Genomic DNA, 24,915 nt, shown 5'->3' on the forward strand with positions numbered 1-24,915 from the left:
AGAATGTCTAAAAACCAATTCGATCAAAAGTCCCAGGCCTGGTCGGCCTTATTTTCCGAGCCCATGAGCGACTTGGTGAAGCGCTACACCTCCAGCGTCTTTTTCGACAAGCGACTGTGGCAGTCGGACATTCAGGGTAGTTTGGCGCACGCCGAGATGCTGTCTGCGCAAAAAATCATCAGCGCCCAAGACTTTGCCGACATTCAGCGCGGCATGGCCCAAATTACCGAAGAAATCTCCAAGGGTCAGTTTGACTGGAAGCTGGACTTGGAAGATGTGCACCTGAACATTGAAGCGCGCCTGACGCAAATTGTGGGCGATGCAGGCAAACGGCTGCACACAGGTCGCAGCCGCAACGACCAAGTGGCCACCGATGTGCGCCTTTGGTTGGTCAGCGAAATCGATCTGATTGGCGGCTTGCTGAACGACCTGCAAAAGTCATTGATCGAAGTGGCCGAGCGCAATGTCGATGTCATCTTGCCCGGCTTCACGCACTTGCAAGTGGCACAGCCTGTGAGCTTTGCACATCACCTGTTGGCCTATGTCGAAATGTTTGCGCGCGATGCCGAACGCATGGCCGATGTGCGTCGCCGTACCAACCGCTTGCCCTTAGGCTCTGCAGCTTTGGCTGGTACAACTTACCCGCTCGATCGCGAACGTGTTGCCAAGAGCCTTGGCATGGTGGATGAAAATGGCAATGCGTGCGTCAGCCAAAACAGTTTAGATGGCGTGAGCGACCGCGACTTCGCCATTGAATTTACCGCAGCGGCGTCTTTGTGCATGGTGCACATCAGCCGCTTGAGTGAAGAACTCATTTTATGGATGAGCCAAAACTTCGGCTTTGTGAAAATTGCCGACCGCTTCACCACCGGCAGCTCCATCATGCCGCAGAAGAAAAACCCCGACGTGCCCGAATTGGCACGTGGCAAAACAGGTCGTGTGGTGGGCCACTTGATGGGCCTGATCACATTGATGAAAGGCCAACCCCTGGCCTACAACAAAGACAACCAAGAAGACAAAGAGCCTTTGTTTGACACCGTGGACACGCTCAAAGACACGCTGCGCATCTTCAGCGAAATGATCGGCGGCCAAATCAATGCACAGACCGGCCAAAAAGAAGGCGGCATCACCGTCAATGCCGAGGCCATGGAAGCTGCGACTAAAAAGGGCTATGCCACGGCCACCGATTTGGCCGACTACTTGGTCAAAAAGGGCTTGCCCTTCCGCGATGCGCACGAGGTGGTGGCACACGCCGTCAAAACAGCCCAAACCCAAAACTTGGACTTGAGCGAACTGCCACTAAGTACCTTGCAGCAATTCAACCCGGCCATTCAAGCCGATGTGTTTGAGTGCCTCAGCTTGGTGGGCTCCTTGAATGCCCGCAAAACTTTAGGCGGTACTGCGCCAGATCAAGTGCGTCAACAAATTGCGCGTCATCATGCGCGTTTGAATTTCTAAAAGGTAGAGATGATGGAAGCCACGCAAACCAAAGCCACTTCTGTGTCGCCCTATGCAGCAGGCCTGAACTGGACGTCTGAGTTGCACACAGGTGATGAGCGCATGGACCACACTCACGAAGAGTTTGTGACCATGCTGAATGCCTTGCTGCTAACACCGCAAACAGAGCAGCTCAATTTGTACCGCGAATTTCTGAACCACACGGTAGAACATTTCGCCCAAGAAGATCGCTGGATGCTGGCCACAGGCTTCAGCGAAGACAACTGCCATGCAGGTCAACACGCCACCATTTTGGAAACCATGCGTGCTGTTGAAACTCATTATGTTCAAGGCGACCATGAGATCATTTCACGCTTGGCAGAGGCGCTCGCAGAATGGTTTCCGCAACACGCTGCCAGCATGGATGCAGGTTTGGCGCAGCACTTGAAATCTGTGAACTTTGACAGCGTGACAGAAACGCTGGCCGATCCCTCCGTGATTAAGAATGTCACCATGTCAGGCTGTGGCAGCGTCAGTTGCAGTTGATACACTTGAATCGCCCAAACCGCAATAAAACCATCCGCATTGGAAATTAAAGATGTCCGTGATCACCACCATTGAAGAACTTCGCATCCTGGCCCAAAAACGTGTACCCCGCATGTTCTACGACTATGCAGACAGTGGCTCATGGACTGAGAGCACCTACCGCGCCAACGAAAGCGATTTTCAGAAGATCAAGCTTCGTCAGCGGGTGGCTGTCAACATGGAAGGTCGCAGTACCGCCACCACCATGATTGGCCAAAAAGTGGCCATGCCAGTGGCCATTGCGCCAACTGGCTTGACTGGCATGCAACACGCCGATGGCGAAATCTTGGCAGCTCGCGCCGCCAAAAAATTTGGCATTCCCTTCACGCTGTCCACCATGAGCATTTGCTCGATTGAAGATGTGTCCAAAGGCACCGACGGTCACCCCTTCTGGTTTCAGTTGTACGTCATGCGAGACCGCGATTTCATTGAGCGCTTGATTGAACGCGCACGCGCTGCCAATTGCTCTGCGTTGGTCATCACCTTGGACTTGCAGATCTTGGGTCAGCGTCACAAAGATTTGAAAAATGGTTTGTCTGCACCGCCCAAATTAACGCTGGCCAACATGATCAACATTGCCACCAAGCCTCGCTGGGCTTTGGGCATGTTGGGCACACCCCGCCGCGAGTTTGGCAACATCGTGGGTCACGTTAAGGGCGTTGAAAACATGGGCTCCTTGTCCGCGTGGACAGCGCAACAGTTTGACCCTCGCCTGAATTGGGGCGATGTGGAATGGATCAAAAAACGCTGGGGCGGCAAAATTATTTTGAAGGGCATTCAAGACGTTGAGGATGCGCGTTTGGCCGTTGAAAGCGGTGCCGATGCCATGATTGTGAGCAACCATGGTGGCCGTCAACTCGACGGCGCACAAAGCAGCATTGAAGCCCTTCCCGCCATTGTGGATGCCGTGGGCAAGCAAATTGAAGTGCACATGGACGGCGGCATTCGCAGCGGTCAAGATGTACTGAAGGCGCGCGCACTGGGTGCACAAGGCACCTACATTGGCCGCGCATTTTTGTACGGCTTGGGCGCCATGGGCCAACCGGGTGTTGAGAAAGCCCTGCAAATCATTCACAACGAACTCGATTTGACCATGGCCTTTTGCGGTCGCACGCAGATGGACACGGTCGACAAGAGCATCTTGTTGCCAGGCACTTTTCCCCAGTAAAACGCGCCAATCTGCTTTGAGTTTGTGACCGACCCCAAAGCACCTGCATCGCCGCTGAAGCGGCGCATTGCCCACCTCGACATGGACGCGTTTTACGCGTCGGTCGAGTTGTTGCGTTACCCACAACTCAAAGGCTTGCCGGTGGTGATTGGCGGCGGCAGGCGCAAGGAAGATGACTTGCTAGGACGCCTGCGGGCAGCGCACCCAGACTACGAATGGACCGCCGACAACCTGTCTGAAATTCCTCTGGATTTTTTTCCACGCATCGAAGGCTACACAGGCCGAGGTGTGATCACCACGGCCACTTACGCCGCTAGGCAATTTGGCATTGGCTCGGCCATGGGTCTCATGAAGGCCGCCAAGCTGTGCCCCCAAGCCATTTTGCTGCCTGTGGACTTTGACCAATACCGGCACTACTCCAGAGTCTTCAAAGGCATCATCACGGACATCGCGCCCCTCATGGAAGACCGGGGCGTGGACGAGGTCTACATCGATTTCACAGAGGTACCTGGAGGGCAACGCGAAGGCGGCAGGGTCTTGGCACGTCTCATTCAAAAATGCATTTTTGAGGCCACAGGGCTGACCTGCTCGGTAGGCGTTGCACCCAACAAACTGATTGCCAAAATGGCAAGTGAGTTCAACAAGCCCAACGGCATCTCCATCGTTCATGAAGAAGACTTGCAAACAGCCATCTGGCCACTCAGTTGCCGCAAGATCAACGGTGTGGGCCCCAAGGCCGATGAGAAACTCAAGCTGCACGGCATTGAAACCATTGGCCAGTTGGCCGCTTGTGAATTGCCTTGGTTGCAAATGCACTTTGGCAAAGTTTATGGCGCCTGGCTGCATGAAGCCGCATGGGGGCGAGACGACCGCCCCATCAGCACCGAAAGCGAGCCTGTCAGCATCAGCCGTGAAACCACCTTCGAAACCGACCTGCATGCCGTACGCGACAAAGAAGAACTGGGCAAAGTGTTCACGCGTCTGTGCCAACAGTTGGCGGCCGATTTAAAGCGCAAAGGCTATGACGGCAAAACCATAGGCATCAAGCTGCGCTACGACAACTTCAAAAGCGTGACGCGGGATCAAACCCTCAGCTTCTACACCCAAGATGCTGCAGAAATTCGCAAGTTTGCGGGGCTGTGCTTAAAGCGCGTCGACCTCACCCGCAAACTTCGCCTGCTGGGCGTCCGTGTAGGGTCCTTGGTCAAACACGGGACAGTCCCTGAGAACAACGCAAGCTACAGTTCGCAAAACCCCACCCACCCTGCTCTGCACGAAGCCGATCCCCATGGACAAACTCAATTGCTTTTCTTTGACGATGAATGACCACGTTGCGCATTTGGTACTGAACAAGCCCGAATCGCTCAACACCATGCATCCCACGTTTTGGCGCGAACTTGATACCGTTCTGCATCAGCTGAACAACGAAGGCAAAGCCAGAGCCTTGGTCATTTCCAGCACCGGCAAACATTTTTCGGCGGGCATGGCCTTGGAAACATTTTCAGGCGCCATCTCGATGGATGCCGACAGCCCTGAAGGTCGAGCCGCCATTTATGACTCGCTCACCGACATGCAATCGACCTTCACCTTGTTGGAAAGCATGCGAATTCCCGTCATTGCAGCCATTCATGGCGGCTGCATTGGCGGTGCTGTCGACATGGTCACAGCCTGCTGCATTCGCTACGCCACGCAGGATGCGTTTTTCTGCATTCAAGAAATCAACATTGGCATGGTGGCCGATGTCGGCACACTGCAGCGTCTTCCCAAATTGTTGCCCATGGGTTTGGTCAAAGAGTTGGCCTATACCGGACGCAGGTTAAGCGCGGCAAATGCCTTGAACCACGGCTTGGTGACGCAAGTGTTCGACACGCAAGAAGCCATGGTGGCAGGCGCCTTGGCCTGCGCTAAAGAGATGGCCAACAAACCACCTGTGGCCATTTGGGGCACCAAGCAAGCCATCAACTACGCGCGCGATCACAGTGTGGAAGACAGCCTGCGACAAATGGGTTGGCTGCAAGGCGCCATCTGGAGCAACCCACACATTCGCGAAGCCATTGTGGCGGCCAAAGAAAAACGCCCTGCCAACTTTCCACCGTTGACGCCTCTCAAAGGTTTTAAAACCTACGGCTAACGCGCTTACTGCCTGGCCGTGCGAATATTGGCCGGAGGCGATTGTGGATGGCTGGTGCGCCAAGGATTGATGTCCAGCCCACCGCGACGCGTGTACCGCGCATACACCGTGAGCTTGAGAGGTTTGCAGCGCGTCCAGATGTCCATGAAGATGCGCTCAACACATTGCTCATGGAATTCATTGTGATTTCTGAAACTCACGATGTACTGAAGCAAGCCCGCTTGGTCAATTTGTGCGCCCGAATAAGAAATTTGCACACTGCCCCAGTCGGGTTGCCCCGTCACCAAACAATTGCTTTTGAGCAGATGGCTCACAAAAGTTTCTGTCACGGGCGCTTCATTGTGTTCTGCCGTGAGCAACTCGGGAGCCGGTTGATACTGGGTGCACTCAATGTCCATGCGGTCTAAATTCAGGCCGTCCAATTCGTGCACGGGCTCTTTGTCAAATTCTTCGGGCAAGATGATCTTCACACCGCAGCGCGCTTTGATTTGGCCCCCATGCCACAAGGCTTGGTCCAAGTCTTCGCGCATGCAATCGCGCACTGCTTGCGCATCCACAAATTTCGTGGCATTGAAACTGTTCAAGTACAACTTGAACGATTTGCTTTCAATGATATGTGTGCTTTCTGCGGGCACTGTGATGTGCGCCAGCGCCACTTGGGGCTTGCCTTTTAAGTTGAGCCACGACAGCTCAAAAGCTGTCCACAGATCGGCGCCAAAGAAAATGGGCGCACCTTGAATGCCCAGTTCTTCTCGCTTGACGGATCGAGGAATGGGAAACAACAACGACGCGTCGTATTGATCAACATACGCGCTGTTTTTTCCCAATTGGGATTGTTCAGGCTGGTTCATACAACACCTTTTACGCGGCGGCGAAACACCCAACGGTTTTCGTCAGACGCAGAAGCCACAAAACCGTAGCCATCGGCATCAAAGTCTTTAAGCTTCTCTGGATTTTTGATTTGTTTTTGAATGGCGTAGCGTGCCAGCAAACCGCGTGCGCGTTTGGCAAAAAAGCTGATCACTTTGTATTTACCGCCTTTGTAATCCTCAAACACACATTCCACCACGCGGGCCTGCAGCGTTTTGAGATCGACCGCTTTGAAATACTCTTGCGATGCCAAATTGATGATGACGGGTGTTTTGTCATTGCTCAGTCGCTGATTCAGGTAATCCGCAATGCTGCTGCCCCAAAATTGGTACAAGTTTTTGCCACGCGGATTGGTCAAAGCAGTCCCCATTTCCAAGCGGTAAGGCTGCATCCAATCCAAGGGGCGCAACACGCCATAGAGGCCACTCAAAATACACACATGGTCTTGCGCCCATTCAAGGTCTTTGACTTTGAGTGTCTTGGCGTCTAAGCCATCGTAGACATCGCCATTGAATGCCAAGACGGCTTGCTTGGAATTCTTGGCCGTGAATTTGGGACGCCATGTTTCATAACGCGCCACATTGAGCGCCGCCAAGTTGTCGCTCAAGTCCATCAACTCTGCAATTTGCGCAGGTGTTTTGGGTTTCAACACCTCAATCAACTCGGCTGACTGACTGACAAATTGAGGCAAGGTGTGTGACACGCCTTCCACGGGTGTCTCGTAGTCCAACGATTTAGCGGGTGATAAAAGTAACAACATGCGCAGAGCCCTTTGAGGACACCATTATCTGGCAAGTGACCGTCGGGCGAGGTTTGTGTCTTTCAATCCACCAAGTCGTTCAGTGCTTTTTGATAACGAAGGGTGTGCGATCGCTCAGCCTTGGCCAAGGTTTCAAACCAGTCGGCAATGTCATCAAAGCCTTCCTCCCGCGCCGTCTTGGCCATGGCGGGATAGACATGGGTGGACTCGTGCGTTTCACTGGCCACAGCGGCCGCGAGGTTTTGGCGGGTGTTGCCCATGGGCAAGCCTGTGGCGGGGTCGCCAGATTGCTCGAGGAACTCCAAATGGCCGTGCGCATGCCCCGTTTCGCCTTGGGCAGAGGACCGAAACAAGGCGGCCACATCGCTTTTGCCTTCTAAGTCTGCTTTGTTGGCAAAGTACATGTAACGCAGTTGCACCTGCGATTCAATGGCAAAAGCCTCTTTGAGGCATTGTTCGGTGCGAGAGCCTTTGAGTTCAGCCATGTCATTTTCCTAAAAGGATTTCACTGCAAAATTCATTTCTAACAAAGAAACGAAAACAAAAGTAGTTTAGTCAATAAATCAGGCCAGCAGAATTGTTAAAGTGCGACCTGAGACAGGCACCATTCCAAAGGACAGCGATGAACACGCCCACTTTCAAAGAAGTTCAATTCACCAATGGGTATGAATTTACAGAAGGCACCGGTTACACCTTACCCGAATACCCCTTCGTCAAGCCACCTGAATTGGTCAACAACAAAACCTTGCGCCATGCAGTGGTCATTGTGGGTGGCGGCATCACGGGCCTCACCTTGGCGTGCGCCTTGGCCAATTTGGGCATCAAGGCCGTGCTGCTAGACGAAGACAACACAGTGGGGGTTAAAGGAGCGTCCTCCCGCGGCATTTGTTACACCCAAAAGTCTCTCGAGATTTTTAACAAACTGGGCATTTTTGATCGCATCGCCAAGAAGGGCATTCAATGGAGTGTGGGCCGCACTTTTGCGGGTGATGACGAGGTCTACAACTTTGACCTCAAGCAGCAAAGCAATTTCAGCCTCTCAGAACAACCTGCGTTCATCAACATCCAGCAGTTCTACATTGAGGGCTTTTTGGTGGAACGCATTCAAGAACTGGGCAGTGTTGATTTGCGTTGGCAGTCGCGTGTGAAGGCTTTCAAACAGAACAAAGATTTCGCAACGCTCAGTGTGGAAACCCCAGAGGGCTCTTACGACATTCAAGCCGATCATGTGATCGACGCATCGGGCTCGCACACGCCCTTTCATGCTTGGACAGGTGTCACCATGGAAAGCAAAAAAGGCGATGACCGTTGGTGCATTGCGGACGTTCGCTTTGACACGCGCCCGCCCACAGAACGCCACACTTGGATTGAAGCCCCTTTCAACGAAAACCGCGCAGTGTGGCAACACTTGATGGCCGATGATGTGTGGCGCATTGACTACCAAATGGAACCCAATGCCGATGCCGCTTACATCAGCCGCGAAGACGTTGTTCGAGAACGCTTGGAGCGCCAGTTTGGCAAAAACGTGAAGGTCGACATCGTGTGGGTGGGCCCCTACGCCTACAAGAGCCAATGCCTCAACACATTGCGCATGGGCCGCGTATTTTTCATGGGTGATACCGCCAAAATTGTGAACCCCTTTGGCGCACGCGGCGGTAACACGGGTGTAGCAGATGCCGACAACTTAGCTTGGAAGTTGGCCGCGGTATTGCGCGGCCATGCCGATGAAGCCCTCCTTGAAAGCTACAACGACGAACGCCTTGAAGCGGCGCAAGAAAACGTCAAGGTCACACGCCGTACAGCCCGATTTTTGCGACCCGCCGATGGCATTGAGCGCGCGTTTAGAAATGCCACCATCAGCTTGGCCAAACAGCATCCCTTTGCACGTTCTTTGGTGAACACGGGCCGCATGGCCGTGGCCAACACATATCGCGGCTCTCGCATTTGCGGTGACAACGGCGGCGTGTCCGTTCAAAACGTGAAAATTCAGTGGCGTCCTGGCAAAACAGGTGCTTTGAATGATCTGCTTCAGTGGGCAGATGGCCGCTTGCTCATTTTGGTTTTTGGTAAGCAAACCAAAGCGTCTTTGAAACGACTCCAAGAACTGAGTCTCTCGGGTCTCCCTGTTCGTTGCGTGCAAGTTTTGACGCAAGGTGATCACGTGCAAGCGCGGGAGCATGTTTGGGACAAGCAAGGCCGCCTGCAAAGTGCCTGTGCAGCAGTGCCATCAGGTGGCTGGGCTCTGATTCGACCTGATGGTTATTTGGCCGACACAGGCAAAGCGATCAATGGTGAGTTGGTTGGCGCCGTGGCCAGGTCTTTGGGTCTTTGATCACATTTGGACATCATCATGAAAACAGAACTGAACCTGCAAGACGCCGACACCTTTTACGAGCAGCTGCTGAATGCCCATGAGGGCCTCAGCGCTGAGCAGTCTGAGCAATTGAACATGCGCCTGATTTTGCTGCTGGCCAATCAGGTGGGCGATGCCGCTGTCTTGCGGGATTGCATCGAATCGGCCAAGAACTGATCCTGAACCAACCTGGATTGCCTTTCATGGGTACTGGAATGGGCAATTAGCCGGGAATCAGGGCTCTTGCCCAGTAAAATCATGGCTTTAGAACATTCATGACATTGCCCTTGGGCAATTTCTAACCATTCAGCCCATGAGCAACGAGTCCACCCCCGCCCTTCAGCAACCCGGCCTTGAAAGCCTGTCCACGTCTTTTGAGCCCGCCGCCTTAGAAGCCCACTGGGGCCCCGAATGGGAAAAACGCGGTTACGGCATTGCTGGCCATCGCGGCAGCCAAGCGCCCAAGGCTGACGCCCCCAACTTCGCCATCCAATTGCCGCCCCCCAATGTGACAGGCACCCTGCACATGGGCCATGCATTTAACCAAACCATCATGGACAGCCTCACGCGCTATCACCGCATGATGGGCTTCAACACCGCTTGGATTCCGGGCACCGACCACGCCGGCATTGCCACGCAAATTGTGGTGGAGCGCCAGCTGCAAGGCCAAGGCATCAGCCGCCACGACATGGGCCCAACGCCTGCCGAAGCCCGTAAAAACTTTGTATCCAAAGTGTGGGAATGGAAAGAACAATCGGGCAACACCATCACGCAGCAAATGCGCCGCATGGGCGACAGCGTGGACTGGACGCGCGAGTACTTCACCATGGACGACAAGCTGTCCAAAGTGGTGTCCGAAACCTTTGTGAAGTTGTACGAGCAAGGTCTGATTTATCGCGGCAAGCGCCTGGTCAGCTGGGACCCTGTGTTGCAAAGCGCCGTGTCCGACTTGGAAGTGGAAAACACCGAAGCCGACGGCAAGATGCATTACATCTTGTACCCGTTTGCAGACGGCCCTCAACTGATTGATGGCGTGATGCAAAAAGGCATGACCATTGCCACCACACGTCCCGAAACCATGATGGCTGACGGCGCGTTGGCGGTTCACCCTGAAGACGAACGTTACAAACATTTGGTGGGCAAGAAAGTCGATTTGCCTTTGTGCGATCGCCAGATCCCCATCATTGCCGATGACTTTGTCGATCGCGAATTTGGCTCAGGTTGCGTGAAGATCACCGGCGCTCACGACGCCAACGACTACGCATGTTCCATGCGACACAACCTGCCGCTGATCACCATCTTCACATTGACGGCCACTGTGAACGAAAACGGCCCCAAAGCCTACCAAGGCATGGACCGCTTTGTGGCACGCAAGGCTGTGATCAAAGACTTGGAAGCACAAGGTCTGCTGATTGAAATCAAAGCCCATAAACTGATGTTGCCGATTTGTGCACGCACCGGACAAGTGGTGGAACCCATGCTCACAGACCAATGGTTTGTGGCTGTGAACAAAGTCAGCCCCCAAGACCCCACAGGTAAGAGCATTGCGCAAAAAGCCATTGATGCGGTGCACTCCGGCCAAGTGAGCTTTGTGCCCGAGAACTGGGTCAACACTTACGACCAGTGGATGAACAACATTCAAGACTGGTGCATCTCACGTCAACTCTGGTGGGGCCATCAAATTCCCGCTTGGTACGACGAAGAAGGCAATGTGTACGTTGCCAAGTCGGAAGCTGAAGCTCAAGCGCAAGCTGGTGCAGGCAAGAAACTCAAGCGCGATGAAGACGTACTCGACACTTGGTATTCCTCAGCCTTGGTGCCCTTCTCCACCATGGGTTGGCCAGAGGCCGTGGCCACATCAGGCACCAACAAAACACAAGACTATGACTTGTACCTGCCCTCCTCTGTGCTGGTCACTGGCTACGACATCATTTTCTTCTGGGTGGCCCGAATGATCATGATGACCACGCACTTCACAGGTCGCGTGCCTTTCAAACATGTCTACATTCACGGCTTGGTGCGCGATGCACAAGGCAAGAAGATGAGCAAGTCAGAAGGCAATGTGCTCGACCCCGTCGACTTGATTGACGGCATTTCTTTAGAGCCTTTGCTCGAAAAGCGTTCACAAGGTTTGCGCAAGCCCGAGACGGCACCGCAAGTGCGCAAGAACACGCAAAAAGAATTCCCCGAAGGCATTCCAGCCTACGGTGCAGATGCACTGCGCTTTACGTTTGCCGCTTTGGCCTCCTTGGGCCGCAGCATCAACTTTGACAGCAAGCGCTGCGAAGGCTATCGCAACTTCTGCAACAAGCTGTGGAACGCCACACGCTTTGTGTTGATGAACTGCGAAGGCCAAGATTGTGGTCTGAAGGAACACACCAAAGCCGAATGCGCGGTGGGTGGACCTGCACATGGTTATTTGACTTTCAGCCAAGCCGATCGTTGGATCTCTTCCAAAATTCAACGCGTCGAAGCCGACGTGGCTAAGGGCTTTGCAGAATATCGCTTGGACAACGTGGCCAACGCCATCTACGACTTTGTGTGGAACGAGTTTTGCGACTGGTATTTGGAAATTGCCAAAGTGCAAATCAACACGGGCGATGCCTCTCAGCAACGCGCAACGCGTCGCACACTCATTCGCGTTTTGGAAACCATTCTGCGTTTGGTGCACCCCATCACGCCTTTCATCTCTGAAGAACTGTGGCAAAAAGTGGCCCCAGTGGCGGGCCGTGCAGGCCCATCGGTGAGCATTGCGGCCTACCCTGTGTCACAACCCGAGCGCATCGACGAACAAGCCGAGGCGCATGTGGCCAAGCTCAAAACGCTGGTGGATGCCTGCCGCAATTTGCGCGGTGAGATGAATGTGTCACCTGCCACCAAATTGCCTTTGTTTGTTTTGGGCGATTCAGAATTCATGAAGTCTGCTGGACCCGTATTGCAAGCCCTGGCCAAGCTGAATGAAGTCAAAGTGTTCGACAATGAAGCTGAATGGACCAAGGCAGCTGCCGCTGCGCCAGTGGCCGTGGTGGGCGAAGCACGTCTGTGCTTGTTCATGGAAGTGGACGTGGCCGCAGAGAAGATTCGTCTCAGCAAAGAAGTGGCCCGCTTAGAGGGCGAAATTGGCAAAGCCAATGGCAAGCTGAGCAATGAGGCCTTTGTGGCCAAAGCCCCACCCGCAGTGATCGATCAAGAACGAAAGCGCGTGGCCGACTTTGAGGCCACCTTGCTGAAAGTGAAAGCCCAGCTTGGCCAGCTTGAAGCGACGCCTGCCAAATCTTGACAATGAAAGCACAGCCATGAGCAATCAACCCAGCATTCGCAAAGCCGTCTTTCCAGTCGCTGGTTTGGGCACTCGTTTCTTGCCAGCCACCAAAGCGGCACCCAAGGAAATGTTGCCCGTGGTGGACAAGCCGCTCATTCAGTACGCTGTTGAAGAAGCATACTCAGCAGGCGTGCGCCACATGATCTTCGTCACTGGCCGCAGCAAACGCGCCATTGAAGATCACTTTGACACCGCTTACGAACTCGAAACCGAATTGGAAAGCGCCCACAAGGACGAGTTGTTGAAATTGGTCCGCTCTGTGCAGCCCGACGACATGGTTTGCGCCTATGTACGTCAGCCCCGCTCGCTTGGCCTAGGACATGCTGTTTTATGTGCGGAAGCCATGGTGGGTCGCGAACCTTTTGCAGTGTTGTTGGCAGATGACCTCATGGTAGGTCGCAAAGGTGGGCCTTCTGTATTGGCCCAAATGGTCAAAGCGTATGAGCAGCAAGGTCGCTCTATTTTGGCGGTGCAAGAGGTACCTCTAGCGCACGTCAAACGCTATGGCATTGTGGCGGGCGAATCCGCTGGCAAGCAATTGATTCGCGTCGAACAAATTGTAGAGAAACCTGCACCCGAGCAAGCCCCCTCGCGCATGGGTGTTGCGGGTCGCTACATTCTCACCCCAGGTATTTTTGATGAGATCCGAAATCAACCCACAGGGGTTGGCGGCGAGATTCAGTTGACCGATGCCATTGCACGTTTGAAATCCAAAGAGGCTGTGTACGCCTTTCAATACGAAGGCAAACGCTACGATTGCGGCAGCAAAGAGGGTTTCTTAGAAGCCACAGTTGAATTGGCTTTGGAACACCCGCAAGTAGGTGAAGCTTTCAGAGCCTATCTGAAAACTTTGAGTCTTTGAACTCAAATCGAACATCTCAAAAGCCTCACTCTGTGAAGCTTTTTTTCAGCGACGCTTCAACCAAATCAAAAAACGTTCGCCTTCTGTTTCTTGGGCCAACAACTCATTGCCCGTTTGCCTGGCAAAGGCTTCAAAATCGCGCAAAGCGCCTGGATCGGTGGACAGCACTTTCAGCACTTGACCTGAGGTCATGGCCGTCAATGACTTCTTGGCCTTCAAAATAGGCAAGGGGCAATTCAAACCACAGGTGTCCAGTTCAACGTCAAACGACAAGCTCATTTTGCAATCTCTTCTTTTTTCTTTTCAGGCTGTTATTCCGAAGTGCGTCCTTGCGCATCTCGCTCTTCCCAAGTCATGAACTTAGGCTCAATGCCGATGGTACGCAGCCAATCGCCCAGCGCATAGCCTGTACCCGCAGGCCAGCACACCAACTCATCAAAGTTGAACATCTTGTATTCTGCCAACTCGGGCGACAAACGAACGTTGCCAGAGGCCAAAGCGTGATAAGCAATGATGACTTGGTTCATGCGCTGGAAGTCGTACACACCAATGAGTTTGAGTGCACTGACTTGCAGGTTGGTTTCTTCTGCAATCTCACGGGAGATGCCTTCTTCAGGTGTTTCACCCGCTTCCATGAAGCCAGTGATCAACGCAAATTTACGGCCAGTCCAAGCGGCGTTGCGTGCCAACAAAATTTGATTGCCCACTTGCACAATGCCAGCCAACACCGGCGTGGGATTGTTCCAATGCGTGAAGCTGCATTCGGTGCAACGCAAGCGCAATTTTTCACCGCCATCTTCCATTTGCGGCAACCACGACAGCGGCGCACCGCAACAAGGGCAAAAGCGATATTCGGTCATGCAGGGAACACTCCGGTTGAAAGGTAACGATCACCGCGATCGCACACAATGAAAACGATGGTGGCATTGCTTTCGCGTGCAGCGATTTGCTGCGCCACCCAGCATGCTCCCGAGGCTGAAATGCCAGCAAACAAGCCTTCTTCACGGGCCATCTGACGGCAAGTGTCCTCTGCATCGTCTTGGCTGACGTAGATCAGCTCATCGACGTTGGCTGGGTTGTAAATTTTGGGCAAATACTCTTCAGGCCACTTCCGAATGCCAGGAATGCGCGAACCCTCGCTGGGTTGTGCGCCCACAATTTGAACCTTGGGATTCTTCTCTTTCAAAAACTGCGACACCCCCGTGATGGTGCCGGTGGTGCCCATGGCACTCACGAAGTGGGTGATGCGACCTTCGGTTTGCGCCCAGATTTCGGGGCCTGTGGTTTCATAGTGAATGCGTGGATTGTCTGGATTGGAAAACTGATCCAGGATGCGGCCCTTGCCCTGCGCAGCCATGTTGTCCGCCAAATCGCGGGCGTATTCCATGCCGCCGCTCTTGGGGGTCAAAATGAGTTCAGCACCAAAGGCCTTCATGGTTTGAGCGCGCTCAATCGACAGGTCTTCGGGCATGATCAAAATCATGCGATAGCCTTTGATGGCAGCGGCCATGGCCAAGGCAATGCCGGTGTTGCCGGAGGTGGCTTCGATGAGGGTGTCACCGGGCTTGATTTCGCCGCGTTCTTCCGCGCGCTTGATCATGGACAGCGCGGGGCGGTCTTTGACCGAGCCTGCTGGGTTGTTGCCTTCAAGTTTGCCCAGAATGACATTGCCTTTGGGGGCCATCAACTCGGCGGACAGGCGTTGCAACCTCACCAGGGGTGTGTTGCCAATGGATTCGTCAAGGGTTGGGTACGTCATTTCCGCATTATCCTTCGAACATCGAGGCCTTGTCATTTCGTCAGAATCAGGCTTTGCCCCAATATTTCATTTTTTTGAGGACGCGCCATGCCAAGACACATTTTGAACGAATCCCACATTCATCCCGCCATTCAGGGCCTCATTGCCAACCATCACCGTGAGGTGGTGGAAGAGGTGCAAGCAGCCATCGCCCAACATCGCGTTGTCGTGGTGGGCATGCGCCAAAATCCCGTTTGCAAAGCGGTTCGCAAACGCCTTTCTGATGCCAACATCCAGCATCATTATTTGGAATACGGCAGTTATTTCAGCGACTGGCGCAAACGCAATGCCCTCAAATTGTGGTCCGGCTGGCCCACCTTCCCCATGGTGTTTGTAGAAGGCGTCTTGGTCGGCGGCGACAGCAATGTCAAAGATTTGCTGGCAGCCGGCCAACTGCGTTAAAGGGCTCGGCTTCCTGCTCAATTCACATACATCAGGAAAGGTTAAAGAGATTCCATAAAAATCTGCTCACTCGTGCCTTCAAGATAAAAAAACAAACAAGATCATGCTGAACAACTTCATGGACCCAGCCATCTTGTTTTTTCTTTTCGGGGTTGGTGCGGGCTTGGTCAAGTCGAATTTGGAAATACCCGCCCCAATTTCCAAATTTTTATCGCTTTACCTGCTCATGGCACTGGGCCTCAAAGGTGGATTTGCCTTGGCACAGTCTGGCTTGACACTCGAGGTTGTCAAGGGTTTAGGTGCAGGCCTGCTGCTTGCCATCATCATTCCTTTGGCGGGCTACCAAGTTCTCAAAAAACTAACTGGCCCCTTTGACGCCGCGGCAATTGCCGCCACATATGGCTCCGTCAGCGCCGTCACCTTTATCACCAGTGTGCAATTTTTAGACGGTCAAAATGTGCCCTATTCAGGCCACATGTCCGCAGCCATGGCCGTGATGGAATCGCCAGCTATTTTGTTGGCAGTTTTTTGGGTGAATTCAGTGCGTACGCAAGCAGCGAGCACTTCAACCGGGCAAGTCCACAGCTTGCGTCAAACCCTCCACGAGTCATTGACGGATGGCGCGCAACTTCTGTTGCTTGGCGCCATGTTGGTGGGCATTTTGTCGGGCGACCAAGGCAAAGCAATGATGGCGCCGTTTTCGGTGGACTTGTTCAAGGGCATGCTGGCTTTTTTCTTACTGGACATGGGCTTGACCACTGCCAGAAACTTTCCCAACCTGAAGGGCCAGTCACCTTGGCTCATGGCCTACGCCACTTTGGGCCCTTTGATTCACAGCGGCATTGCCCTCATGGTTGCACTGGCGCTTCAACTGTCCTTGGGTGATTCATTCCTCCTCATGGTGCTGGCCGCTAGCGCTTCCTACATTGCTGTGCCCGCCGCCTTGAAACTGGCCATACCGGAAGCCTCGCCCACGTTGTACCTTGGCCTGTCCTTGGGTCTGACGTTTCCGCTAAACATCATTCTGGGCATTCCCTTCTATTTTCAAATAGCGCAAAAGTATGTCGCTTGAACGGTCATGACATGGCGCACACCCTCGCATTCTTAACTTGTCACCACAAAGATGTGGCTGTCAAAACAGCCATGGCGAAAAGTGGTTTCGACGTCGTTCTGCATGACACTTTCAACACAGACAGCTTGGGCACGTTCACCAACGAGAAAGCCCGCGAATTAAGCCAAATGCAAACGGCTTTGAAGAAAGCGCAACTGGCGTGTGAATTGACAGGCCATGCTTTTGGATTGGGCAGTGAAGGCGCCTTTGGACCTCATCCTCAGGTTCATCTTTTGCCTTGGAATTACGAAGTATTGGCCTTCTGGGACGCCGCACATCAGCATGCCATTTACGCTGTGCACGGCACGGCAGACACCAATTTTGCTTCGCAGCGTATTACCTCACTTGAAGAGGCTGAAGAATTTGCAAAGCAATCGCGGTTTCCTGGCCATGCTTTGATTGTGGGAAGTCCATCAGATTCTTATTTTCAAAAAGGTGTTCAAGACCCGGATGCATTTCAAGAACTGGTGAAGAGCGCCTTGGCACTCAATTCATCGTTATGGCTTGAAACCGACATGCGCGCCCACATGAACCCCACACGCATGAACGTGATTGCGCAAACTGCAGAAAAACTTCAGGCGCTGTTGGGCTCGCATTGCCCCCAATGTCAATTGCCTGGATTCGGCCTGACCCAACTCATTGCAGGGGCCTTGTGCAAAACATGCCACACCCCTACGCGACTGCCCAAAGCCGAGCAATGGTCCTGCGCCAACTGCGGGTACGCGGAAATCAAAGAGCTCAACACTTGGGCTTCAGCAGCACAGTGTGATGTCTGCAACCCCTAAGCCTCCAATGGCTGGGGTGTACTGATTCCCCAATGCGTTAACGGGCACTTGCGTTTTCAGATTCATCAGAAAATGTTTGCTCTCTAAGCAGTTCATAGCGCTGCTGCCTTTGCGCTTGCACCATGCGAATCACCCGTTTCATGGGTACGCCCATCAAAGCCAATGCGTGTGTCGCCAGCATCAATGATCCCTCGACGGACTCAGGCACCACTTCTGTCGCGCCGGCTGCTTGAAATTTCTCAAGATCTCGATCATCTTTGGTCCGCACCACCACAGGAACCTTGGGTGCGTGCTCTCGAGTTAAAGCAACCACGCGCAAGGATGACGCATTGTCGAGGTACGTGACCACCACAGCACTGGCCCTGGCCAAACCCACCGCCATCAGAGACTGCAATCTGGCGGCGTCACCAAATGCCACATGATCCCCTTGCGCCAAGGCACCGTTGACACGATCGGGGTCGAGGTCAAGGGCCATGTAGGGAATGTTTTGCGCTTTCAGCAATCTGGCCAAGTTTTGACCACACCTGCCATAGCCGCAGATGATGACATGCTGCTCCGTGCTGATGCTTTGCTGCGCCATTTGGGTCATTTGCAAAGACTGCTGCAACCAATCGCTGTTGGCCCATTTCATGACCCAGCGGTTGGCATTCATCACAATGAAAGGTGTTGCCAGCATCGACAGCACCATGCTGGCCAGCACAGGATTGAACCAATCCGCCGGAATGAGTTGATTTTGGTTGCCCAAGGTCAACAAGACAAAGCCAAATTCACCGGCTTGCGCCAAGTACAAACCTGTCCTTAAAGAAACACCTTCACTGGCGCCACTCAGCCTTGTCAACGCGGCAATCAGCAAAAACTTGAAAGCTACAGGCACAGTGACCAGCAGCAACACGAATTCCCAACGATCCCAAACAATGCGCCAATCGAGCATCATGCCAATGGTGATGAAGAACAGGCCCAGCAATACATCGTGAAAAGGCTTGATGTCGGTTTCAACTTGGTGCTTGAATTCGGTTTCAGAAATCAACATGCCGGCCACAAAAGCACCCAGCGCCAAACTCAAACCCGCCATTTCAGTGAGCCATGCCAAGCCCAATGTGGTGAGCAAAATGTTCAGCACAAACAGCTCTTGGCTTTGACGCCTGGCCACCAAAGTTAACCAAGCATGCATCACGCGTTGCCCACCCGTGAGAAGAAGCGTCAACAGCAAGGCGGCCTTGATGCCAGCCAACAACAAGGACATGGCCATTTGCTCGGGCGCAGAACCCAAAGCGGGAATGAGAACCAACAAAGGCACCACGGCCAAATCCTGAAACAACAAGACGCCCACCACGCGCTTGCCATGCTCCGAGTCAAGCTCTAAACGGTCCACCATGAGCTTGATCACAATGGCCGTGCTGCTCATGGCCAAGGCGCCCGACAAAGCCAAGGCGGTTTGCCAACGCATTTGCCAAATCGATGGCGCCATGCTGGCCAAAAACATCGACCCCACAGTGACACAGGCCATGGTGAGGATGACCTGCATGGAGCCCAGGCCAAAGACATGGCGCCGCATGCTTTTGAGTTTGGGCAAGTTGAACTCTAAGCCAATGACAAACATCAAGAACACAACGCCAAACTCGGCCAAATGGCGTATGCCTTCAGAATTTTGCGCCAGTGCCAGCGCATTGGGCCCAATGACCACGCCCACCGCCAGGTAGCCAAGCATGGGTGGCAATTTGAAAACCCGACATGCGGCCACCCCAAGCACTGCAGCAAGGAGGTAAAGCAGGGTTAAGTCCAAGGAACTCATGGTCCTATGCTAACCCTTTGATATAGACCTGACAAATATCAGATTATTCGGACAAGGTTAGAGTTATCTTTGACAAAGAAACTTTAAGGAACAACCATGATTCAAGTCGTCATGCAAAACGCCATTCGTCGCTTGAAATCCAAGTTGACATTGCCAGCACCGCCATCAACAGACAACCCTGCAGGCACTCAGAAGCGTCAAGCTGATGAGCCCGAAGGCAAAGACAAATCAGGCTTCATCTTGAAATTCTTTTTGATAGCAGCGGTGGTTTTGTTGATTGTGTTTGGGAACGTGCTGCCATAAACAGCCCCCAGAGAACGTCGCGCATGATGTTGGACTGAAAACACTCCGGAAAACAGGAATCAACCATCCCAATTATCCGAAGTATTGTTGTGATTTAATACAAAAAAAACAGAGTGAACCTCAAAGCATTTTTGTAATTTCATTGAATCTACAACCTACATAGACGCTCTCATCATGCAAACAATTGCCCCTCTTTGGCTTTGGATCACTTTTGTGGTCATTGTTTTAGTCTCCTTGTTCATTGACTTTTGGATGCTCAAAAAACAAGGCTCTCAAGACATGAGCATGAAAGATGCGCTGCGCTGGTCCGTGGTTTGGATTGTCATGAGCTTCTTGTTCAACGGTCTGTTGTGGTGGGCCGTGAAAGACACTGCCAACTCCACTGAAATGGCCAACGACAAAGCCCTCGAATTTTTAACAGGCTATCTGATTGAGAAGTCTCTGGCTGTTGACAACATTTTTGTCTTCTTAATGATCTTCACCTACTTTGCTGTTCCCTCGCACTATCAAAAAAGGGTGCTCATGATTGGCATTGTGGGCGCCATTGTGTTGCGCACCGTCATGATCTTGATCGGTGGTTGGCTACTGGCCCAGTTTCACTGGATTCTTTATGTATTTGGTGCATTCCTGGTACTCACTGGCATCAAGATGTGGTGGGCTGCCGGCAAGGAACCCAGCTTGGATGACAACCCTGCCCTCAAGTTGCTGAACAAACTGATACCTGTCAGCAAGTCTTACGACGGTGAAAAGTTTTGGACAGTCGAAAATGGCAAGAAGATAGCGACCCCACTGTTCATGGTCATCTGTTTGATTGCCATCACGGACATCATTTTTGCCGTGGACTCCATCCCTGCCATCTTCGCCATCACGGACGACGCGTTCATCGTTTTGACCAGCAATGTTTTTGCCATCTTAGGTCTGCGCGCGATGTACTTTTTGTTGGCCAATGTCGCCTCCAAGTTTCATTTACTCAACTATGGCTTGGCTGTCATTTTGATGTTCATTGGCACCAAAATGTGCTTGGTGGATGTCTACAAAGTACCTGTTGTTGCATCTTTGGCTGTGGTGGTGGTCGTCCTTGCAGCAACCATGTGGCTAAGCGTGAAGACGGCAAAGCCCGAGAGTCACAGCAACTGACATTCAAACCAACCCCCTTTTCACTTGTGTTGCAACAGCGACTGAACCAAGGGGTGATGTACTTTTCGCTCTGTGCCGATGGCAAAGAAATGCTCTTTAACACCGGTACAAGCGCCAAGTCTGCTGACGCCGTACTGCGACACCAAGTCTTCTTGAACCCATTCTGCAGCTGGGAAAATGCCCATGCCATTGGCACCGAATGTTTGCAGCAGGGCACTGTCCTCAAACTCACCCACCACGTTGGGGGTGATGTGCTGCTGTTCAAACCAGCGGTCTAATCGATCACGCATTGCGGTATGCGCTGTCGGCAGCAGGATGGGTACAGAAGACAAACTTTGCGGAAAATGTTGGCGCGCCGCCTTGACCCATGATTTCGTCCCGTACAAGGCAATGTCACTGGCGCCCAGCGCATGGCTGTACAACTTGAGATTGCTGTTACTGGGTGCAGCGCGATCTGACAGCACCACATCAAGGCGATGCAAGGCCAAGTCCCCAAGCAGGTCTTCCAGTTCACCCTCGTAACATGTGAGCTTTAGATTCTTCACCGACATGATGGGCAGCAACAAACGGTGCGCCACCATCTTGGGCAAGCTGTCACAAATGCCAACCGTCAATCGCGCCATTGGTTTGCTGGCTGCATTTCTAACATGTGACGGCAATGCTTCACCTATTTGAAAAATAAGGTCGGCTTGTTTCATGGCCGCTGTGCCAGCTTCCGTTAACACCAATCCTCGACCAGCAGGTTTCAAAAGCGCAAAGCCCAAAGACTTTTCCAGCTCACGAACTTGTGCGCTGACAGTTTGGACAGCCATGTCCAACTTGTCTGCAGCTTTGGTGATGCCGCCCTCCTTGGCCACAACCCAAAAATAGTAAAGGTGCTTGTAATTGAAATGGACGCTCATGACAGTTTTTTAAGGATGGTTGTTATTGAATTTTCTGCTTTTTCAGAACCGCTTGCTGAACTACCTTAGCTTCCTTCGCAATCCCCGCATTTCATGGAGAGAATATGACTGACATCCAAACAATTGACATGTCCATTGGCGTTTTAATCATTGCCGTCGCAGTTCTGTACGCGGCCTGGTACGAGTACAGAAAGAAAATCAACAAGACGCCAAGTTGTTACTCGCAACCGGCCTGCTCAGTTTGAGTGGCAGCGCATTCATGATGATGGCCCTGTAAGTTGAAATACCCAAGCCCCTCAAGGGGCAAATAAGCCAAATAAAATCAAGAGCAATGACGGTCAACGGTCAGAGTACAAAAAACCAAAGACCCGATGCAAAACCCGAAAAAAATATGTCATAATCGCGTTCTTCGCAATCCTGCCCGGGTGGTGAAATTGGTAGACGCAGGGGACTCAAAATCCCCCGCCGCAAGGCGTGCCGGTTCGATTCCGGCCTCGGGCACCATCGATTTTTCTCAAATCGAATCACATTAATTGCGAAATGCTATTCCTGCTAATAATTGCATTAGCTGTACTGTACCCCGCAGTGCACATCCTGAATGGTTGGCTGTTTGACTTTGCCACCATCAACCACCATATCTCGTTGATCTATTTGCCTGCTTTTTTGCGGCTGTTCAATCTGCTGGTGTTGGGGCCTGTTTACGGAACGCTCACAACCATTCTGGGCGGCCTGTTTCTTATGGGCAACTTCAATGAGGCACTGGCTTTTGCACTTTTCAACATTGCATGCTCAGCGACCGGGCCATTGCTTGCCCTCTTTGGCTTCAGGCTCTACTTTAAAAGACGCGTCGAGCTCACTTATTTGCGTGACCTCATAACGCTGACGCTCATTTATTGCGTTTGCAATTCACTGATCCACCACACTTCTTGGCAAATTTTGGAATCTACGCGTGACTTTGATCTGCAAGAGGCCGCTTGGATGTTCGTTGGCGACTTCAACGGTGCTTTGCTTGGCGCTTACCTCACAAAAGCGCTGGTCGATGCGCTTGAAAAGCGGGGCTTCAATTTTTCAGGCTCTTCGCGGCCCAAAAACTGAGCGCCACCAATGGCAAGCTGACCGCAAAGGTGGCGCGAATGCCGAAGTACTCAGCCACCCAACCCAACAAGGGTGGGCCAATCAAAAAAATCACAAATGAAGTTTGCGCCAAAGCGGCCACATTCACGGCCGCAGGTCTGTCAGTGCGCTGTGCAGCGGCAGACATGGCCAGCGGAAAAATGGCACTGGTGCCAACACCCATCAACGCCAAACCCAACAAAGCCAACCATGCAGCTTGAGCCCAAGTGACAGCGCAGACACCCAAACCTAAAACCAAAATCAAACCTCTGGCAACGCGAACGGGTTGAAATCGCTCCACCAAACGATCAGCAAAAAAACGGGTCACTGCTTGGGTTGTGGCGCCTGCAGCAACCGCCAGACCACACACAAAGGGACTGCTTGAAAAAACATCACGCATGTAAATGGCAGACCAATCAATGCCCGCACCTTCCATGAGCATGGCCGCAAAGGTGGCCACAACCAACATCAAAATAGCAGGCGTTGGCCATGCGAACTGAACGCTTACCTGAGTGTCTTCTGAACTGACACGTGGCCTGTGAGGTGCAGCCTCAAACCTGCCCAACAGCATCATCACCATGAGGGTGACCACAGCCACCATGCCCAACAAATGAAGTTGCGGTGACAAGCCCCCTTGCGCAGCCAAACCCCCTAACAAACCCGCAGATGCGAAGCCAATGCTCCAAAATGCATGAGCCCTGTTCATGATGCGACGACCCACCGCAAATTCAACACGATCAGCTTCTAAATTAACCACCTGCTCAATGGCGCCAATGCAAATGCCAGCAGGCAACAAACTCATGAACATCCAAAAGGGATGGGTGGCAAATGCAGCCAAAGCATAAAAAACGGTGACGAGCGGCAGACCCACCCATAGAATTTTTTGAGCACCCCAGCGCTCAATCCATCGGCCTCCAAAGGTCAAAGAAATGAGAGTGCCCGACGCTGTACCGATGAGACCCAAGCCCAAAGCACCTTCGGCCACACCCATGCTTTTCTGCACCTCTGCCATGCGGGGATACAAACCTCCCAAAGCCAAGGCATAAAGAAAAAATGCAGCATAGACACGTTGAACGGCAGACATGTTCCAACCGATAACTTGGAAAAATTTCATGCGCAGATTTTCAAATTGTCTTCGGAAGTTTGGCCGCCAAGGGCAGCAAACCTTCTCTCACCGTCGGGTAATGCAATCGAATCTTAAGTTCAGATTTGAGCCGTTGATTCTGCAACCTGCGTGATTCACTCATGAAACTCAACAGCATCAGTGGCAAGGTTTCTTGTGCCTGTGTTCGCTTCACGCGGGGTGGACGAGGCAATCCCATCAGGTCAGCTGCCATGTCAAAGTAATCACCCATTTTCAAATGCGTATCGTCAGTCACATGCACCACGCGCTGCGGTTTCCCACGCCACACAGCGGCTACACAAGCCCGGGCTAAATCATCGGCATGGATGTGATTGGTAAAAACATCGTCCTGCGCGACCAACACCGGGGTCCCTTTCAGGAGGCGCTCGCGTGGTGTGCCGTTGGGCCGGTCGGCTGCGTAGATACCTGGAATTCGCAAAATGCTGGTTCGAACACCTGTTTTGCCAAGAAATCGAACGATGCGCTCAGCATCCACACGCCGAATCGCGCGAGGCGTATGGGGTTGAACTGTTTGCGTTTCGGGCACCCAGGCGCCACCACAATCGCCATACACACCGCTGGTTGAGCCATACACCAAGCTTTTGGGCAAGCTTCTCTTTTGAAGTGCTCTGACGAGGTTCAGGGTGCGCGGATCGGTCGACCAGCCGCCCACTCTGTCGGCGGGCGGTGGCGCTAAATGAAGAATGCGCGTTGCCCAGCCGGACAAACGCTGCAGGGTTTCGGGTGCATCTAAGTTACCGATCAGCGGAACAATGCCCTGCGCCCTGAAACTGGCAGCTTTTTCTGGGCTCGAGGTCAAGGCGGCCACCCTGGTTCGACCCACCCATTGTTTGGCCGAACGTTGACCTACATCACCACATCCGATGATCAAAACGCGCTCTTTTCGAAAGCGAGCAGGCAAGGCGCCCAAAGGGGTTTGGTTTGAAGGCAAAATCAGGGG

At 52.8% G+C, this 24,915-nt stretch carries 25 protein-coding genes and 1 tRNA gene; 16 read left to right on the plus strand and 10 right to left on the minus strand.

Annotated elements, in window-relative coordinates:
• The first annotated feature begins 3 nt into the window (after positions 1–3).
• The 5 genes from argH (at position 4) to L103DPR2_RS12220 (ending at position 5,321) form a co-directional block, all read left to right on the plus strand.
• The gene (argH, locus tag L103DPR2_RS12200) at positions 4–1,458 is read left to right on the plus strand and encodes an argininosuccinate lyase (protein ID WP_055361328.1); all 1,455 of its coding nucleotides are present in this window, start codon (positions 4–6) and stop codon (positions 1,456–1,458) included.
• A gap of 9 nt (positions 1,459–1,467) precedes the next feature.
• A complete protein-coding gene (locus tag L103DPR2_RS12205) occupies positions 1,468–1,983 on the plus strand; it encodes a hemerythrin domain-containing protein (protein WP_231717640.1) in 516 nt (171 codons plus the stop codon).
• Between the two features lie 52 nt (positions 1,984–2,035).
• Positions 2,036–3,190 (plus strand): alpha-hydroxy acid oxidase, encoded by a 1,155-nt coding sequence (locus tag L103DPR2_RS12210; RefSeq protein ID WP_055361329.1) that lies wholly within the window; start codon positions 2,036–2,038, stop codon positions 3,188–3,190.
• Between the two features lie 81 nt (positions 3,191–3,271).
• Entirely contained in the window at positions 3,272–4,516 is a 1,245-nt protein-coding gene (gene dinB, locus L103DPR2_RS12215; RefSeq protein WP_082466904.1) for a DNA polymerase IV, read from the plus strand.
• The gene (locus L103DPR2_RS12220; RefSeq protein ID WP_055361331.1) at positions 4,479–5,321 is read left to right on the plus strand and encodes an enoyl-CoA hydratase-related protein; all 843 of its coding nucleotides are present in this window, start codon (positions 4,479–4,481) and stop codon (positions 5,319–5,321) included. Before dinB ends, L103DPR2_RS12220 begins: the two co-directional genes overlap by 38 nt.
• 5 nt (positions 5,322–5,326) lie before the next feature.
• On the opposite strand, the gene queF is transcribed toward L103DPR2_RS12220, so the two are convergent.
• The 3 genes from queF to L103DPR2_RS12235 all read right to left on the minus strand — a co-directional run bounded on the left by queF (position 5,327) and on the right by L103DPR2_RS12235 (position 7,436).
• Positions 5,327–6,172 carry an NADPH-dependent 7-cyano-7-deazaguanine reductase QueF gene (queF, locus tag L103DPR2_RS12225; protein WP_055361332.1) on the minus strand — a complete coding sequence of 282 codons (846 nt, stop codon included), beginning with the start codon at positions 6,170–6,172 and terminating at the stop codon, positions 5,327–5,329.
• Positions 6,169–6,951 carry a peroxide stress protein YaaA gene (gene yaaA, locus L103DPR2_RS12230; RefSeq protein ID WP_055361333.1) on the minus strand — a complete coding sequence of 261 codons (783 nt, stop codon included), beginning with the start codon at positions 6,949–6,951 and terminating at the stop codon, positions 6,169–6,171. Before yaaA ends, queF begins: the two co-directional genes overlap by 4 nt.
• A gap of 62 nt (positions 6,952–7,013) precedes the next feature.
• Positions 7,014–7,436 (minus strand): rubrerythrin family protein, encoded by a 423-nt coding sequence (locus L103DPR2_RS12235; RefSeq protein WP_055361334.1) that lies wholly within the window; start codon positions 7,434–7,436, stop codon positions 7,014–7,016.
• A gap of 137 nt (positions 7,437–7,573) precedes the next feature.
• On the opposite strand from L103DPR2_RS12235, the gene L103DPR2_RS12240 reads away from it, so the two are divergent.
• The 4 genes from L103DPR2_RS12240 to galU all read left to right on the plus strand — a co-directional run bounded on the left by L103DPR2_RS12240 (position 7,574) and on the right by galU (position 13,488).
• Positions 7,574–9,283 (plus strand): FAD-dependent oxidoreductase, encoded by a 1,710-nt coding sequence (locus tag L103DPR2_RS12240; RefSeq protein ID WP_055361335.1) that lies wholly within the window; start codon positions 7,574–7,576, stop codon positions 9,281–9,283.
• 18 nt (positions 9,284–9,301) lie between these two features.
• Complete coding sequence (locus L103DPR2_RS12245) at positions 9,302–9,481, plus strand: DUF2783 domain-containing protein (RefSeq protein WP_082466905.1); 180 nt, start codon at positions 9,302–9,304, stop codon at positions 9,479–9,481.
• Positions 9,482–9,617: 136 nt separating this feature from the next.
• Positions 9,618–12,584: a valine--tRNA ligase gene (locus L103DPR2_RS12250; RefSeq protein WP_055361336.1), complete on the plus strand. Its 2,967-nt coding sequence runs from the start codon at positions 9,618–9,620 to the stop codon at positions 12,582–12,584.
• A gap of 16 nt (positions 12,585–12,600) precedes the next feature.
• Complete coding sequence (gene galU, locus L103DPR2_RS12255) at positions 12,601–13,488, plus strand: UTP--glucose-1-phosphate uridylyltransferase GalU (protein WP_055362030.1); 888 nt, start codon at positions 12,601–12,603, stop codon at positions 13,486–13,488.
• 45 nt (positions 13,489–13,533) lie between these two features.
• On the opposite strand, the gene L103DPR2_RS12260 is transcribed toward galU, so the two are convergent.
• From L103DPR2_RS12260 to cysM, 3 genes are read right to left on the minus strand one after another with little or no spacing between them, the layout of a single operon-like run.
• The gene (locus L103DPR2_RS12260; protein WP_197274952.1) at positions 13,534–13,761 is read right to left on the minus strand and encodes a sulfurtransferase TusA family protein; all 228 of its coding nucleotides are present in this window, start codon (positions 13,759–13,761) and stop codon (positions 13,534–13,536) included.
• A gap of 38 nt (positions 13,762–13,799) precedes the next feature.
• On the minus strand, positions 13,800–14,348 hold the full coding sequence (locus L103DPR2_RS12265; RefSeq protein ID WP_055361338.1) for an NUDIX domain-containing protein: 549 nt from the start codon (positions 14,346–14,348) through the stop codon (positions 13,800–13,802).
• Positions 14,345–15,247: a cysteine synthase CysM gene (gene cysM / locus L103DPR2_RS12270; RefSeq protein WP_055361339.1), complete on the minus strand. Its 903-nt coding sequence runs from the start codon at positions 15,245–15,247 to the stop codon at positions 14,345–14,347. The genes L103DPR2_RS12265 and cysM overlap by 4 nt, the downstream gene beginning before the upstream one ends.
• Before the next feature lie 87 nt (positions 15,248–15,334).
• Here cysM and L103DPR2_RS12275 point away from each other — a divergent pair, with 87 nt between their 5' ends.
• From L103DPR2_RS12275 to L103DPR2_RS12285, 3 genes are all read left to right on the plus strand, one after another.
• Positions 15,335–15,688 carry a glutaredoxin domain-containing protein gene (locus L103DPR2_RS12275; protein ID WP_055361340.1) on the plus strand — a complete coding sequence of 118 codons (354 nt, stop codon included), beginning with the start codon at positions 15,335–15,337 and terminating at the stop codon, positions 15,686–15,688.
• A 106-nt stretch (positions 15,689–15,794) separates the two neighbouring features.
• On the plus strand, positions 15,795–16,760 hold the full coding sequence (locus L103DPR2_RS12280; RefSeq protein WP_055362031.1) for a sodium-dependent bicarbonate transport family permease: 966 nt from the start codon (positions 15,795–15,797) through the stop codon (positions 16,758–16,760).
• 11 nt (positions 16,761–16,771) lie between these two features.
• Complete coding sequence (locus tag L103DPR2_RS12285; protein WP_156339908.1) at positions 16,772–17,584, plus strand: DUF6671 family protein; 813 nt, start codon at positions 16,772–16,774, stop codon at positions 17,582–17,584.
• 37 nt (positions 17,585–17,621) lie between these two features.
• On the opposite strand, the gene L103DPR2_RS12290 is transcribed toward L103DPR2_RS12285, so the two are convergent.
• The gene (locus tag L103DPR2_RS12290) at positions 17,622–19,376 is read right to left on the minus strand and encodes a cation:proton antiporter (protein WP_082466814.1); all 1,755 of its coding nucleotides are present in this window, start codon (positions 19,374–19,376) and stop codon (positions 17,622–17,624) included.
• Positions 19,377–19,472: 96 nt separating this feature from the next.
• Here L103DPR2_RS12290 and L103DPR2_RS12295 point away from each other — a divergent pair, with 96 nt between their 5' ends.
• Entirely contained in the window at positions 19,473–19,679 is a 207-nt protein-coding gene (locus L103DPR2_RS12295; protein WP_055361342.1) for a hypothetical protein, read from the plus strand.
• A 174-nt stretch (positions 19,680–19,853) separates the two neighbouring features.
• Positions 19,854–20,816 carry a TerC family protein gene (locus L103DPR2_RS12300; RefSeq protein ID WP_055361343.1) on the plus strand — a complete coding sequence of 321 codons (963 nt, stop codon included), beginning with the start codon at positions 19,854–19,856 and terminating at the stop codon, positions 20,814–20,816.
• 20 nt (positions 20,817–20,836) lie between these two features.
• On the opposite strand, the gene L103DPR2_RS12305 is transcribed toward L103DPR2_RS12300, so the two are convergent.
• Positions 20,837–21,718: a LysR family transcriptional regulator gene (locus L103DPR2_RS12305; protein ID WP_055361344.1), complete on the minus strand. Its 882-nt coding sequence runs from the start codon at positions 21,716–21,718 to the stop codon at positions 20,837–20,839.
• A 419-nt stretch (positions 21,719–22,137) separates the two neighbouring features.
• Between L103DPR2_RS12305 and L103DPR2_RS12310 the strand changes: the two genes are divergently transcribed.
• Both L103DPR2_RS12310 and L103DPR2_RS12315 read left to right on the plus strand, forming a co-directional pair.
• Positions 22,138–22,222, plus strand: a tRNA-Leu gene (locus L103DPR2_RS12310).
• Between the two features lie 36 nt (positions 22,223–22,258).
• Positions 22,259–22,813 carry a hypothetical protein gene (locus L103DPR2_RS12315; RefSeq protein ID WP_156339909.1) on the plus strand — a complete coding sequence of 185 codons (555 nt, stop codon included), beginning with the start codon at positions 22,259–22,261 and terminating at the stop codon, positions 22,811–22,813.
• Here the strand turns inward: L103DPR2_RS12315 and L103DPR2_RS12320 are convergent.
• Together L103DPR2_RS12320 and L103DPR2_RS12325 are read right to left on the minus strand one after the other, a co-directional pair.
• The gene (locus L103DPR2_RS12320) at positions 22,779–23,945 is read right to left on the minus strand and encodes an MFS transporter (protein WP_055361346.1); all 1,167 of its coding nucleotides are present in this window, start codon (positions 23,943–23,945) and stop codon (positions 22,779–22,781) included. The genes L103DPR2_RS12315 and L103DPR2_RS12320 overlap by 35 nt on opposite strands.
• 10 nt (positions 23,946–23,955) lie before the next feature.
• Positions 23,956–24,906 carry an SDR family oxidoreductase gene (locus tag L103DPR2_RS12325; RefSeq protein ID WP_055361347.1) on the minus strand — a complete coding sequence of 317 codons (951 nt, stop codon included), beginning with the start codon at positions 24,904–24,906 and terminating at the stop codon, positions 23,956–23,958.
• Between the last annotated feature and the right edge of the window lie 9 nt (positions 24,907–24,915).

Source organism: Limnohabitans sp. 103DPR2, from assembly GCF_001412575.1.
Lineage (GTDB): Bacteria > Pseudomonadota > Gammaproteobacteria > Burkholderiales > Burkholderiaceae_C > Limnohabitans_A.

Bases quoted from the DNA above. Each gene is read 5' to 3' on its own strand.
- L103DPR2_RS12250 (WP_055361336.1), top strand. From the start codon at position 9,618: ATGAGCAACGAGTCCACCCCCGCCCTTCAGCAACCCGGCCTTGAAAGC.
- L103DPR2_RS12220 (WP_055361331.1), top strand. From the start codon at position 4,479: ATGGACAAACTCAATTGCTTTTCTTTGACGATGAATGACCACGTTGCG.
- L103DPR2_RS12295 (WP_055361342.1), top strand. From the start codon at position 19,473: ATGATTCAAGTCGTCATGCAAAACGCCATTCGTCGCTTGAAATCCAAG.
- queF (WP_055361332.1), bottom strand. From the start codon at position 6,172: ATGAACCAGCCTGAACAATCCCAATTGGGAAAAAACAGCGCGTATGTT.
- argH (WP_055361328.1), top strand. From the start codon at position 4: ATGTCTAAAAACCAATTCGATCAAAAGTCCCAGGCCTGGTCGGCCTTA.
- L103DPR2_RS12305 (WP_055361344.1), bottom strand. From the start codon at position 21,718: ATGAGCGTCCATTTCAATTACAAGCACCTTTACTATTTTTGGGTTGTG.
- L103DPR2_RS12245 (WP_082466905.1), top strand. From the start codon at position 9,302: ATGAAAACAGAACTGAACCTGCAAGACGCCGACACCTTTTACGAGCAG.
- cysM (WP_055361339.1), bottom strand. From the start codon at position 15,247: ATGACGTACCCAACCCTTGACGAATCCATTGGCAACACACCCCTGGTG.
- L103DPR2_RS12210 (WP_055361329.1), top strand. From the start codon at position 2,036: ATGTCCGTGATCACCACCATTGAAGAACTTCGCATCCTGGCCCAAAAA.
- L103DPR2_RS12240 (WP_055361335.1), top strand. From the start codon at position 7,574: ATGAACACGCCCACTTTCAAAGAAGTTCAATTCACCAATGGGTATGAA.
- L103DPR2_RS12315 (WP_156339909.1), top strand. From the start codon at position 22,259: ATGCTATTCCTGCTAATAATTGCATTAGCTGTACTGTACCCCGCAGTG.
- L103DPR2_RS12285 (WP_156339908.1), top strand. From the start codon at position 16,772: ATGGCGCACACCCTCGCATTCTTAACTTGTCACCACAAAGATGTGGCT.
- galU (WP_055362030.1), top strand. From the start codon at position 12,601: ATGAGCAATCAACCCAGCATTCGCAAAGCCGTCTTTCCAGTCGCTGGT.
- L103DPR2_RS12300 (WP_055361343.1), top strand. From the start codon at position 19,854: ATGCAAACAATTGCCCCTCTTTGGCTTTGGATCACTTTTGTGGTCATT.
- L103DPR2_RS12235 (WP_055361334.1), bottom strand. From the start codon at position 7,436: ATGGCTGAACTCAAAGGCTCTCGCACCGAACAATGCCTCAAAGAGGCT.
- L103DPR2_RS12205 (WP_231717640.1), top strand. From the start codon at position 1,468: ATGATGGAAGCCACGCAAACCAAAGCCACTTCTGTGTCGCCCTATGCA.
- L103DPR2_RS12320 (WP_055361346.1), bottom strand. From the start codon at position 23,945: ATGAAATTTTTCCAAGTTATCGGTTGGAACATGTCTGCCGTTCAACGT.
- L103DPR2_RS12265 (WP_055361338.1), bottom strand. From the start codon at position 14,348: ATGACCGAATATCGCTTTTGCCCTTGTTGCGGTGCGCCGCTGTCGTGG.
- yaaA (WP_055361333.1), bottom strand. From the start codon at position 6,951: ATGTTGTTACTTTTATCACCCGCTAAATCGTTGGACTACGAGACACCC.
- L103DPR2_RS12275 (WP_055361340.1), top strand. From the start codon at position 15,335: ATGCCAAGACACATTTTGAACGAATCCCACATTCATCCCGCCATTCAG.
- L103DPR2_RS12290 (WP_082466814.1), bottom strand. From the start codon at position 19,376: ATGAGTTCCTTGGACTTAACCCTGCTTTACCTCCTTGCTGCAGTGCTT.
- dinB (WP_082466904.1), top strand. From the start codon at position 3,272: ATGGACGCGTTTTACGCGTCGGTCGAGTTGTTGCGTTACCCACAACTC.